Raw genomic sequence first — 13,694 nt, 5'->3', positions numbered from 1 at the left:
CCGCAAACTTGGTTTGTTGGCGTCCAGTTCGTTTTTGGTTATGGCAGGCGTTCTAGCGGATTCTCCCCCCGTCTGGGCCGATTGCGCAGGAGATACGACAACCGTTGTTTGCTCCGGCACAGACACTGACGGGTATGACGGTTCGGCCAATATAAACCAGACAATTACCGTAAATCCGGATGCATCCGTAGAAAACAGCGGTGACGGCATTACTGTTGGCGAGGGCGGAATCCTGACCATCGAGGTCGGCGTAAACGGCGTTACGGCCGATGGCCAGGTGTTGATCACGCCGACACTGGGAGCAGGCGGTGTAGTACTGTTTGGTGACAACGGGACAGTCGTCAACAATGGTTTGATCAAGGTCGACACCAGCAGCCTGGCTGATCCCGAATTGGCCAGCGGCATCGATATTCTCGGCACCGACGCGGATATCACCAACAACGGCACGATTGAAATCCTCTTTTCCGGCGGTCCTGACAACCGCGGCGGCATTGGCATCTCCAGCGTGCTTGGCTATGCCACCGTTAATAACACGGGCGATATTACCATCAGCAATGCGAGCGGTGCACTGGCCGAAGGTGTCAACGTGCTCTCCAATACGTCAGTAACCAACTCGGGCAACATCACTATAACCGGTGGCCCCGGCGTGGACGGTTCCGTGGTCGATCCGTTTGACCCCCTTGGCCCGCCGATCAATATTCCGGCGGCAGCAAGCACACGAGGCATGGTAGTCTGGGGTTTCGAGGGAGTAAGCACCACCCAGGTCAGCAACAGCGGACAAATTACGGTTACGGGCGACACATCCACGCCTTTTGCCGTGGTCGGCGTGCAAATTGACGACGCCGGCGATTTTGACAACAGCGGCACCATTACGGTCAGCAACGCGGATGTGACCAGCGATTCAACCGGCTTGTTGATGTCGCTTGATACTGCAACCGGGTCAATCACCAACAGCGGCACCATTACGGCCATGAACGCTGTCGTCGTCACGCCTGCCAACCTGACCTTTGCGGACATGACCCTGCTCAACTCAGGTGCGCTGGAAGGGCATGTGGACCTCGGCGACGGCAACAACACAATCACCAACACCAGTACCGGAATCATCGGCGCGGTGGACGGTTTGGGCGCGGTCACACTGGCAAGCAATCTGACGACGGGGACAGGCGACGACACGCTGACCAACTATGGCCGCATCACCGGCAATGTGGATCTGGGCGACTGCACCAACATTGTGACCAACGCCACCGGAGCACAGATAGACGGGTCGCTGACTATGGGCACGGGCGACGACCTCCTAACCAACGCCGGGACAATTGTCGGCGATGTAAATTTCGGGGCCGGTGACGACAAGGTGATCATCCAGGATGGCGCCGTGTTCAGCGGCACGCTCGACGGTGGCACGGAAACCACGGGCGATATTATTGAACTTCAGGGTTCTGCCACGCTTGTCGGCGTCACCTATACAGGTTTCGAAATCATAGGCGGCAACTGCGAGAGCGTGGATGTGGACGGCTATAGCTCTGACACAGATTTTGACCTTGGTCAGGATTGCGATCTGACAAACCACGGGACATTCGACGCTCCTAACATCATTGGTGGCGACGGCTCTAACACCATCACCAACTCGGGGACCATTTCCGCCAATATCGACCTCGGCGGCGGTGACGACCGCTTTATAATGATTCACGATGACAACAACCCGTCGACCTCGGCTTATCTCAACAGCAGCGACGAATTGATCACGATCGAAGCCGGGGCAGGAACAGACACGCTGGAGCTTCAGGGCAATGGCGTGCTCGGACAGTCCTTGGGCGGGACCGGACCGACGCCGACCGGCTTCGAAGCGCTGGAAGTGAAGGGTGAGTGGTCGATCGGTGCCGATATGGAATTTTCCGGGGGCATACAGCTGATTGGCGAAGGCAGTTCACTGGCCGTAATTGGCGTGACCCTGACGTCAACTGTGACCGGCGACGATTCCGCCAACACACTGGCCAATTGGGGCGCCATCACAGGTGCCGTGGATCTTGGCGGTGGTAGCGACACGCTGCAGTTGCTGGGCTACGGTTTCATCTCCGGCAGCTTCGGCAGCACGGTGACCGGCGGCGCCGGCATGGATACGCTGGAACTGGTGGGCACATCGGATACAACGAATGTCTATGATGGGTCGTTCACCAGCTTTGAAAAACTGGTGGTCAGCGACTGGGATTTAGGCTCTTCCGAATGGGCACTGGAAGGGACGCAAGCCTATACGTCAGGCGTCATCCTGAACGGCGCGGAGACTCATCTCCTGAACAGGGGAACCCTGACAGCCGATATTACCGGAGATGACGAGGTCAATCTCTTCACCAACGAATCCGGCGCCTCCTATATTGGCGATATCGCCCTGGCGGGTGGTGCCGACACGGTGACCAATGCTGGCAATATTACCGGTGATATCAACTTCGGCGACGGCGCCGACATCCTGGACAACACCGGCGGCACCATTACAGGCAATGTCGATTTCGGCGCGGGGGATGACTACCTGCATGGCGACAAGCTGGGCACAATTTCCGGCAGCGTGATCTTCGGCACGGGCGACGATACCTTCGTGGTGACCAGCACCTCGCTTGGCAATGTGGCCGCAATCGATGCCGGCACGACGGCTGCCGACGGTACGGACACCTTGCTGATGTCCGGCAGCGTCAATTCCATCCTCTTGATCAACACGGTCACCGGTTTTGAGCAAGCCACTGTGGAGTCCGCCATCTGGACCCTGCTCGGCGACCAGAGCTTCAGCGGCGGTGTTTCCCTCACCGGTACCGGACAGCTTGCCAACTGGGGCGGCCTGACGGCGGATGTTACCGGCGACTTCGGCGTCAACCTGCTCTCCAACGCCGCCACAGGCACGCTTACCGGCGATGTAACGCTGAACGGCGGTAATGACGGGGTATGGAACCTTGGCACCCTGGACGGCACCGTCGATCTGGGCGCGAATAATGACTGGCTGACCAATTCCGGCACCATCACCGGCGATGTGCTGTTCGGCGACGGCGTCGACGAGTTCGACAACACTGGCGGCACCGTTGAGGGCAAGGTGGACTTTGGCGCAGGCGACGAAGTCTTCGATGCCAGCAAGACGGGTACGGTCACCGGCGGCATCTTCCTCGGCGATGGTAACGACACGGTCAACAACGCAGGCAATGTGGTCGTCGACCTGAACCTGGGCGACGGCGCGGACCGGCTGGTCAATACAGGGACCATCACCGGCAATGTGGACTTCGGCGCGGGCTCCGACGTGTTGGATACGGACGATCTCGGCACCATCACCGGAACCATCACTCTGGGCGATGGCAATGATACACTGAACAATACCGGCACTTATGCCCATGACATGTCGTTTGGCGACGGTAACAACCTGCTCAACAACAGCGGCACCTTCACCGGTGACGTTGATTTCGGCGACGGTATCGACACGCTGAATAACAATGGCGGCACCCTGGTCGGCAATATCAGTTTCGGTGACGGCGTCGACACGCTGGACAACACCGGCGGCAGTATCGTCGGCGCTATCGATTTTGGCGCCGGTGACGACGTTCTGGATGTGTTGAAGCTCGGCCAGATTGAAGGCTCCATCGATATGGGCGCGGGTGACGACACCCTGCGCCTGGTCTTGGAAAACGGCACTTTCGACGGTTCAAGCTTCGACCTGTTGACGCTGACCGGCGGCGACGGCCTGGACACTTTTGAGCTGTCCGGCAGCGGTACTTTCGCGGGCTCCATTGAATCCGACATGGAACTGCTCGGCCTCTCCGGCCTGACCTGGGTTGTGAGGGGAACGCAGAGTTATGACGGCGTGCGCATTATCGGCACGGCAACGCTGATCAACGAGAGCACGATGACGGCCGAGGTACTGGGTGATGAAAGCGCCAACACGCTGATCAACAAGGCGACCATCACCGGCGATGTATCCCTGGGCGACGGCGTAGATGTTTTTGACAACGGCGCCGGCACCATCACCGGCAATGTGGACCTCGGCGGCGGCAATGAAAGCCTGGCCTCCAGCGCCCTCGGCACGGTGAGCGGCAGCGTTTCGCTCGGCGCAGGAGATGACGTCTTCAACTGGAACGGCTCGGACCTCGAGGTCGGTTCGCTGACCGGTGGGGAGGGATTCGATACCCTGCTACTAATCGAAAGCGGCACTTTTGCCTCGGGCAAGATCATCGGCATGGAAAAGCTGGACATCCAAGGCACAGACTGGACCCTCACCGGCAGCCATGAGTTTAGCGACGGCGTCATACTGGGCAGCACCACCAAGCTGACCAATAGCGGGCAGCTGACCGCCAATGTCACCGGCGGCAACGGAGCCAACACTCTGACCAACAGCGGCACCATCACCGGCGATGTCGGCCTGGGAGACGGCAGCGACCGCATCGACAATAGCGGCGGCACCATCACCGGCAACCTCGACTTCGGAGCCGGCGATGACGTGGTCGACCCCTCCAAACTGGGGACAGTCAACGGCGAAATCACACTCGGCACCGGCAATGACCGCCTCATCGTGACGGCGTCCATCCTGAACGCTGCTAAGGCGGTACTCGGCGATACCGATAGCGATTATGGCACCGACACGCTGGAAGTGCGGGGCACCGGCAGCCTCAACTTCGGTGACTTCAGCGGCTATGAAGTCCTGCATGTGAACGGGACAAATGGTGCCGCGGACTGGACCCTGAACGGTCTGCACTTCTTCCTTGGTGGCGTTAGCATGACCTCCACCAGCAAACTTGAGATCGCTGCGGTCTCAGGCCTAGTAGGCAATATCACCGGTGATGCGGGCGCCAACACGATCACCAACAATGGCAATCTCAACGCCTCCAGCATCGATCTGGGCGGTGGCAACGATGTGCTCGAGAACTCGGGCCTTACCCAAGCCTTCTTCGGCCAGCCGCGGCTGAGCATGGACTTTGGTGACGGTGACAACAGGCTGACCAACAGCGGTACCATCACAGGCGACACCACCTTCGGCGCCGGCGCTGACGAGGTCAGCAACAGCGGCACCATCAAGGGCAACCTGGACCTCGGCAGTGGCGACAACAGCCTAACCAACAGCGGAACGATCACCGGCGCGGTTGCGCTTGGCGACGGTATCAACGTGTTGACTAATTCCGGTGAGCTGACTGGCGATATCGGGGCTGGCAACGGCGCGGACACGGTGACCAATACCAGCGACATCACCGGCAATATTGCCTTGTATAACGGCACGAACAGCGTCGACAACAGCGGCACCATCACCGGCAGCGTGAGCGGCGGCGCCCATGAAGACAGTGTCATCAATACAGGCACCATCACCGGCTCCGTCAGCTTGGGCGGTGGCACCAACAGCGTCATCAACCGTAGCGTGATCAATGGTAATGTCATGCTGGCAGGCATCGATAAACTGGTCAACGAAGGGACCATCGGCGGCGCCGTCCAGCTGAATAGCGGCAGCCTGACCGTAGCCAAGGATGCCAGGGTCGAAGGCGGCGTGACGGCGACGGGCGGTAACACCACGACCACCAACAACGGCACGATTACCGGGCCGGTGACCGGCCATGACTCCACAGGCGATGTTCGCTCAGCCATGAACCTGGGCCTCTATTCCAGCCTGCAGAACAACGGCACCATCACCGGCACGGTACAGACCCGCAATTCCATTGAAAACTATGGCACCATTGATGGGTCCATCGTCTTCTCGGACGACGCCAACACCCTGCTCAATGACGGTACAATTGATGTCGGGGCCGGCAAGGTCGATATGGCCGGCGGGGCCGACACACTGATCATCAGCGAGAAATCGCAATGGGACTCGAGTGACAATGGTGGCATCAGCCTGACGAAGACTGCCTGGGTCGATGGCGGCGCGGGCGGCGGCAACACCCTGGTCGCTGCCACCAGCGCCGGCGCCAGCATGTCCGTTGATATGCAACGCTTCGTCAACTTCGAGCACTTCAAAATGGTGGGCGAAGGAAGCTTCTCTTTGTTCGGTAGAGTCTCTCCGGAAGACGGCATTGCGAGGATCGGATTTGCCACCTTCACCGTCAAATCCGGCGTGTTTATTCTGCCGTCAAACACCTATCTCATGTCGGCGCATGCGGTCAGGATCGAAAGCGGCGGCACGCTGAAAGGCCGCGGCCGGGTGATCGGCGCCGTCTGGGTTGATCCCGGCGGGCGCTTCGCACCGGGCACCTCCATCGGCACCTTCGAAATTGAAGGCGAACTGGTCATGGCGGAGGGCAGCATTTTCGAGCTCGAAGTGATCGGCTCGGATGTCGACCAGGTGATCATCGACGGCACCGCCACACTGGGGGGTACGCTGGAAGTGATCTCCGACTTCGAGCGGAGCGACAACGAACTGGGCGACACCTTCCAGTTCATGACCGCCACCGACGGCATCACCGGAAGCTTCTCCGAAGTAAGGGGCAACACCCCCTACTTCTCGACCTTTACGCCGGTCTTCACGGCGGGCGGCATTGAAGTGCGCCTCGACCGCGACAGCTTCGTTATTCCGGAAATGAACGCCCAGCAGCAGGCGCTCGGCGCCAGGCTGGATACGATGGCGGCCATGGCGGACGCTGGTGATGCCAGCACGCAGATTGTCGATTTTGTTGAAGACATGACCTGGACCCTGCGCAGTGAAGCGGCGTCAGCGTTCAACCAGCTGACCAACCAGACTTCCGTCCGGTTGGCAACGCCGACACTCCGGGCGCGCCAGACCTTTATGGGCCATGTCATGGATAACGCCTTCGGTTTGATGGATCGCAAGGATCATGACGGACGCTGGGCCATTTCCGGCAATCTGTACGGCGAATGGGGCGATGTAGATGGCGACGGCAATGCCTTTGGCTATTCCTATAAAGCCAGCGGCGCTATGACTAGCTTTGACTATCGCAAGGCCGATACCAGCTTTGGGTTTGCCTTGGGCGGATCGCGCCTGGATGCCGGCGCTTCCGACAACGGCCGCACCAGTCTTGATACCGCCGCCTATGTGACGCATCGGGCCGGGAATGGTATGGAGTTTGGTGCAAGCCTGGGCTACTCGCTGGACTATTACGACAGCTCCCGCCGCCTCCAGACCACGTCCCAGAACCTGCAGCTTGAGGCCTCGCCCAGCGGTCACAGCGTGATGGCCAATATGCATATCCGCAAACAGTTCACACTGGCTGGGTCAAACATCACTACGCTTGCCGACTTGCAATATGCGCGCCTGCACAGAGATGCGTTCGAGGAAGAGGGCGGAAACGATCTTGGTCTTTCCGTCGACGACAATAGCATCACTTCCTTGAAATCGACTCTGGGTCTGCGGCTAAGCCGAGAGGAAGGTGAGAATGCCGGTCGCTTCCAACCGATGGTCGGCCTGTTCTGGGAGCATGAATTCGGCGACAAGGGCCGCTCGACCGCGGCCGCTTTCCAGGCGCTTCCCGATGACGAATTTGCCATCTACGGCGTCGACATGCCCACAGACCAGTTCAGGGTTGAGGCGGGCCTCATGACCCAGCTGTGGGATCGTGTGATCCTTGATGTCACCTACAGCGGCACCTTCGCCGGTAATCTGCGCGTCAGCAGGGGGCAGGCCACCATCCGCTATGTCTGGTAAAAAACCACTTTCAGAAAGAAACAAGAAAGCCCGGTGTTTTGCTGGGCTAATTTTTGGTTTTGGGGTAGGATTTAGCTCCGCTGACCTTGGCGCTGTTTCACGCTGCGTTGCAGCGCTGCGCCTTCGGTTAAACCCTACTTCTCCGTAGGTTCAATTCTGACCGACGCATGACTAAAACGACAAAACCCAGCACGGGGCTGGGTTTGTTCGTTTTGGTTGCGGGGGCAGGATTTGTACGGAAGTTGTTATGACTTTCCCCCACTAAAAGAGGGAGATCGGTTTAATTCAGTTACAGTCACCGTAATTAAACAACTCTGCCCTCATCCAATCCGTCACAACCCTGTTTCTCAAATTCGATTGGTGACAGTTAAATACTTCATGAAGTCGAGCACAAAACTACGAAAAATCACAACTTTCTGCAAGCGAAGTATAAAATTATCTGTTCCTTCCAGTATGCAATTGCAACAACCTCCCGATAGGGGTACATTTTAGTTTTCCTAAAGATGAGAATTGAAGGTTGCCCGGGTGAATTACGCTTTGCATCGGATGAGCAGAATTCATTCTTGGCCTCCCTGTCGAACCGGTGTTAAAGGGATGTTTACGAGTCCTCTGGTAAATAGTTCGAACAAACAACCAAATTGGGGAATGAAGTTGGAAAACAACAAAAAACAAATTTTTGTGGATCTTGATGGAACACTTATCAAAACCGATCTGTTTCTCGAAACATCCCTCAATCTTATCAAAAGCAATCCCCTTCAGGTTTTCAATCTCCTGCTATGGTTGTCTCGCGGCCGATCATACACTAAAGATCAGGTAACGAAAAAAATCGATATCGATGCATCCCGGCTACCCTATCAGTCACCCCTTATCGACTATCTCAACGAAAAAAAAGACCAGGGCCATCCGCTGATCCTTGCCACCGCTTCCCATAAAACCTATGCGGACAAGGTGGCAGAACACCTGGGTATCTTTGATCAAGTTATTGCCACAGACAGCGAGAACAACATGAAAGGCGCTCGCAAACTGCAAGCTATTGAGAAATTTGCAAAAGGTAATGACTTCGCATATGCGGGCGACAGCACGGCCGACCGCGTGATCTGGGATAAAGCTCATTCAAACATTTTCGTCAATGCGCCCTCCGACCTCGTCGAAAAGGCATCAAAAGAAGGAAAAGCGGAAAAAATCATCGATACTAGGCAAAGCCCCAAAGAACGTGCTTTCTTAAAAGAAATGCGCCTTCACCAATGGGCGAAAAACATGTTGATTTTCGTCCCTCTTCTGACTTCGCATGAATATTTCCAACTGGGATCCATTATCTATGCCATCGTAGCTTTTTTCTGTTTCAGCCTGTGCGCCTCCGGTGTTTATTTTCTTAATGACTTGCTGGACCTGGAAGCGGATCGCCGTCACCCGACAAAAAGGTTGCGCCCCCTCGCTTCCGGTGACCTCCCGATACCGCTGGGAATCCTGGGCGCTCTCCTTTTTCCTTTAGCAGCCTTCTTGGTGGCGACTTATTATCTGCCCCTGATTTTTGTAATGGTGCTCGGAATCTATTTCCTCACAACCAATCTATACAGTTTTTTTCTGAAACGGGTTTCTACCGTTGATGTCATGACACTGGCGATCCTTTACACGCTCAGAGTTGTCGCAGGAGCGGCGGCAACGGGCATCATCCTGTCCTCCTGGCTTCTGGCTTTCTCGATTTTTATGTTTGTCAGCCTTGCCTACCTGAAAAGATTTATTGAACTTTTCGCCCTCGAGAATCAAGAAAAGAAGGCTGAAGGAAGAGGATATTCCTGGGAAGATAGTGAAACAATGTTCAGCCTGGGGATCGCCAACATCACCGCGTCTGTCCTTGTGCTTGCCCTTTTCATCAACAGCGAGGAAATAGTTTCCCAATACAAAAGCCCCGAGCTTCTCTGGGGATTATGCCTTCTCATGCTTTACTGGGGAAACAGGATCTGGGTTGGAGCAAGAAGGGGGAAAATAACAGAAGACCCCGTTGTATTCGCCATAAAGGACAGGGTGAGCAGAATTGTTGGTCTGGGATTGATATTAATTGTACTGGCCGCACACTTTATTGAAATATGAGGTAAATCAAAATGTCTATCCTTGTTCTCGGGCTCATACTTTTTACTGTCACTCTTTCCGCCTGCGCACAGCTTGCCTTAAAGTTAGGCGTGGCAGGCTCCAGAATAGAGCAAGCCATGCAGAGCAGTATCTTGGATACTCTTCTAGCAGCACTCATGTCTCCGCTGATATGGGTTGGGCTGCTTATCTACGGGCTAAGTGTCGCCCTCTGGCTCTGGGTTCTTGCAAAAGTGGATCTGTCTGTTGCTTACCCATTTGTCGGCGTGAGTTTCCTGATTACCATGGCTTTCGGTGCTTTCCTGCTCGATGAGAATGTTACTCTGCCCCGTATGATCGGCACCCTGCTGATCGCGAGTGGATGTGTGCTTGTGGGTAAATCGGCATGACAAAAACAACAAGCAGCACGTCTATAAGCCAAAAAATTATCATTGGCATTATTCTGGCTGTGTCTGTCGGCAGCATCGACTATACTGCCGGTCACCTGTTCTACGCAAGATATCTTCTCGCCAGTTGGATACTGACTTATCTGATGATCAAGCTTTATGCTGGGCAATATACTCTCTCCATCGCATCAATATTAACCGACCTGAAGTCCGAAATCGGTGGAAAGAACGGCGCATAACATGTCTTATTCACCCCTGGTCCCGGTCCAAGCATCTGACGGAGATGAATGAATGAATGAACCGAGATTAGCAAGAGAACAATATTGCCTCCTCCTGCTTCTTCTATCTGGCTTCCTGATCAAAATTGCAGCTGTCGCAGTTATGCATATCGAGCCCTTTTCCGATTACCGGGCCTATATGAGGATGGCTACATCGCTGCTGGAAAACGGCCGCATGAACGACGGCATGGGCAATGTAGCCTATTACAGTTCCGGCTGGCCCATTTTCCTGTCCCCCTTCTTTGCCGTCTTTGGCGCGACGGCCCAAGTAGCCCAAATACTCAATGTCATCCTCGGCACCCTCGGTATCTGGCTGGTTTATCTCTGTGCGCGCCAACTGCTCGGCAACTGGAAATGGGCGATGTTAGCTGCACTCGCCTGGGCACTTTATCCACCGGCAATACTCTATACGGAATATGTGGCCAAGGAAAACCTGATGGTGCCCATGCTGCTGGCCCAAACATATTTTTTACTGATCTATCCGGCGTCCCGCCACAAGATCAGACTGTCTGTCCTGCTCGGTGCCCTGTTTGCCTACGAACTTTTGGTCGGCCCGGCCGTCATCCTGACCGGCCTGCTGATCGGACTGATGGTTTCCGGCATCCATCTCAATCGGGAAATATTGCGAAGCATACAGTGGAAAGCTATGTTTGCCTGTTTGATTGCCTTTTTCATTACTCTCGCCCCGTGGTTCACCTATACCACCGTGCAACTTGGCAAGCCGTTACTCAATACCAACGGCGCCTTTAATATCTACCTTGGAAACAATCCGGCCGCCGACGTCAAGTTTGTCGGCATTCAGCATACACCTCTTGGACCGGTCTGGGACGGCATCCGCAAGGAACGGGGGGAAATCGGGAGCAGTGCCTTCCTGAAGGAACAGGCCCTGAACTATGTCAAGGAAAATCCGGGACGCACCGCTTGGCTGTCCCTGCGCAAGATAGCCTATTTCTGGAAACCACCGATCCATTCAGGGGAAGAGGAAAATCCCACTGCCGTAGAAAAACTGATGCGACTGGGCTGGCTCATAGCCTATAATATTATTGTGATCCTGGCGCTCGTCCCACTGCTGTTCCGGCAGCGGCTCAACCGCAATCACGCCATTCTGTTCGGGACGGTCGCTCTCTATTGCCTGATCCATGCGGCAGCCTATGTGATTTTCCGCTACCGCCTGCCGGTGATGCCTCTGATGTGCATCCTCGCCGCCAACGGCCTGTACCTGCTGACGGAATGGTGGAAGATGCGCCGACAGACTGGCTAAGTTTTCATTATTCGGAAAAAGCCCACTGGATAATCCGGGCGATTCACCCCATTATGGGAATATGACTTCGGAGCAGTGCAACACCTTGTTGGAACGCCTACAGATGGCTTTTGACGGCCCGCAAAAGGAGATTGCCAAAAGATACCCTTGTGCGCCCGGAAAAGACCGTGGGCGGCATCGCCTTCAAGCTGGAGAGCGAATTTGAACCCTCCAGCGACCAGCCGAGCGATCAAGGCGCTGACTGAGGAGCTCGGCGACGGGCTCTCGGACCAGGTTCTGCTTGGAGTCACCGGCACCGGCACCGGCAAGACCTATACTATGGTCCAGATCATCCACAAGACCTAGAGCCCGACCATCATCAAGGCCCATAACAAGGACTCTGGCCGACTTCGGCTTCCGGCCGCTGAAATTCGACAAATGGGACCCCATGAGGCCCGGGCCAGCATCGAGGCGAGCTGACGTGTGCTGACCACCACGCTCACCAGACGCATGGCACAAGACTTGACCGAATACTTGGACAAAAACGGCCTCAAGGTGCGTTATCTGCTCAGGGACATCGACACGCTGGAGAGGGTCGAAATTATCCGCAACCTCCGGATCGGCGCTTTCGACATCCTCGTCGGCATCAACCTGCTGCGCGAAGACCTCGACACTCCCGAATGCGGCCTGATCGCCATTCTCGACGCCGACGAGGTGACGCGCAGCGAGCAGGCAGCACTTGCCGGAACCGAATTGCGCCGGGCCAACCAGTTTGGACTTGCCTAAACAATGTGGCTAGGACCGTGCTCTTTAGGCGGCTCATTTCTCATAGGCCATCGGGTTGATAGTGCCAAGGGTTGAATGTCGCCTTCTCCGACTATAGAAGTTCATAATGGCTCCTTTGACTTAGAAGTAGGAGCCTCCGGCAATACCGGGGCGGTTCAGACAAGGAAAATCGTGGTTACTGTTGAAGGGACTATCATTAGCCTCATAGATCGAGTATGTAGTATTTTCCCTTTACTAAAACTAAAGGAATAAGTAAAAGGCCACCTCGTACATTGAGGGAATATTATGACACCTGAAGAAATACTCAATCTTCCTATGCCTAGCAACGATGCGGAAGCAGAAACCGTTCGGGATTATTTAAAAGCACTCCTGACAGAGCTTTGGCGTGGCGATTCATTTAACGAACATAAACCTTTTGGTTATATTGGTTGGCGTACCGAGTTCACTATGGCTTTGGAAGCGGCCGGTGTCATAGAACCTGGCGACGATATACGAGCCGCTCACCTTATTTTCGATGCTATCAAAGCGCTCTGATCAAATTGGAAGATTGGACGGGATTAAACAAGACCATCCCTGTTCCGTTTTGCCCACTGCATAATTTAGGTAACAAGGAAATTATCAGGATAATTTGGACTTGCCTTAAAAAAGTGGCTAGGACCGTGCTCTTTAGGCGGCTCATTTCTCATAGGCCATCGGGCTGATAGTGCCAAAAGTTGAATGTCGCCATTTCCGATTATAGAAGTTCACAATATACTCATTGATGATCCTTTCTGCCTGTTCACGGTATTCGAATTTCACGCGCCACGCCAGCTCCGCTTTCAAGGTTTTGGAGAAGGCCTCGACAGCAGCATTGTGTCTCCGCTGCGCTCCGTCAGCTTCGCAAACATAACAATTTCCTTTCCCGGGCATGGACGGGACGATGGCATATTTTTTCAGCGTCATCTGGTATTCTGTCGCCACATATTGGCCGCCATAGTCTGATGGATGGATCAGACCTGGTTCCGGGCCAATGTCAAAAGTATAGTCACTGAGATCGATAGACTGTTCTTCCCGGCCTGGGTCGTTACCGGATAGCAGCCACATTCTGCCATCCCTCTCATTAGCTTTTAAATACCGGGAGCCGGTTGGAGGTAAATTCACGTCCCACGCCTCCAGCCATTGACCTGGCGCCAAATCCATACCTCCAGTATGGATTGGGACAGGCGACTTTTTCGGAAAAGAGAGCCAATTTATCAAGTTCTCCTGTTGCTTGCCAGTCGCGGATTGTGAAGCTGTCTTCCAATGAAAATCATGATCATATTGGGCGT

At 55.1% G+C, this 13,694-nt stretch carries 8 protein-coding genes and 1 pseudogene; 8 read left to right on the top strand and 1 reads right to left on the bottom strand.

Annotated features, from left to right (window positions below; translation table 11 throughout):
* The first annotated feature begins 40 nt into the window (after positions 1–40).
* From ACORNT_RS04545 to ACORNT_RS04510, 8 genes and pseudogenes are all read left to right on the top strand, one after another.
* On the top strand, positions 41–7,609 hold the full coding sequence (locus ACORNT_RS04545) for a hypothetical protein (protein WP_321395924.1): 7,569 nt from the start codon (positions 41–43) through the stop codon (positions 7,607–7,609).
* Between the two features lie 651 nt (positions 7,610–8,260).
* On the top strand, positions 8,261–9,700 hold the full coding sequence (locus ACORNT_RS04540) for a UbiA family prenyltransferase (RefSeq protein ID WP_321395921.1): 1,440 nt from the start codon (positions 8,261–8,263) through the stop codon (positions 9,698–9,700).
* A gap of 155 nt (positions 9,701–9,855) precedes the next feature.
* Positions 9,856–10,086, top strand: coding sequence for an EamA family transporter (locus tag ACORNT_RS04535; protein WP_321395918.1), 231 nt, complete (start codon positions 9,856–9,858; stop codon positions 10,084–10,086).
* On the top strand, positions 10,083–10,322 hold the full coding sequence (locus ACORNT_RS04530; RefSeq protein WP_321395915.1) for a hypothetical protein: 240 nt from the start codon (positions 10,083–10,085) through the stop codon (positions 10,320–10,322). Before ACORNT_RS04535 ends, ACORNT_RS04530 begins: the two co-directional genes overlap by 4 nt.
* A gap of 142 nt (positions 10,323–10,464) precedes the next feature.
* Positions 10,465–11,622 carry a glycosyltransferase family 39 protein gene (locus ACORNT_RS04525; protein WP_321395912.1) on the top strand — a complete coding sequence of 386 codons (1,158 nt, stop codon included), beginning with the start codon at positions 10,465–10,467 and terminating at the stop codon, positions 11,620–11,622.
* 201 nt (positions 11,623–11,823) lie between these two features.
* A complete protein-coding gene (locus ACORNT_RS04520; protein WP_321395909.1) occupies positions 11,824–11,967 on the top strand; it encodes a hypothetical protein in 144 nt (47 codons plus the stop codon).
* A gap of 114 nt (positions 11,968–12,081) precedes the next feature.
* Positions 12,082–12,315, top strand: a pseudogene (locus ACORNT_RS04515) (helicase-related protein); the annotation flags it as partial.
* A 357-nt stretch (positions 12,316–12,672) separates the two neighbouring features.
* On the top strand, positions 12,673–12,921 hold the full coding sequence (locus tag ACORNT_RS04510; RefSeq protein WP_321395903.1) for a hypothetical protein: 249 nt from the start codon (positions 12,673–12,675) through the stop codon (positions 12,919–12,921).
* A gap of 141 nt (positions 12,922–13,062) precedes the next feature.
* Here ACORNT_RS04510 and ACORNT_RS04505 read toward each other — a convergent pair whose 3' ends face one another.
* Positions 13,063–13,470, bottom strand: coding sequence for an IS3 family transposase (locus tag ACORNT_RS04505; RefSeq protein ID WP_321395898.1), 408 nt, complete (start codon positions 13,468–13,470; stop codon positions 13,063–13,065).
* Positions 13,471–13,694 lie beyond the last annotated feature (224 nt).

It is taken from the genome of Emcibacter sp., from assembly GCF_963675455.1.
Classification (GTDB): Bacteria; Pseudomonadota; Alphaproteobacteria; order Sphingomonadales; family Emcibacteraceae; genus Emcibacter.
Note: the sequence above shows the minus strand (reverse complement) of the source record. Positions and strands in the feature narration are given on the sequence as shown.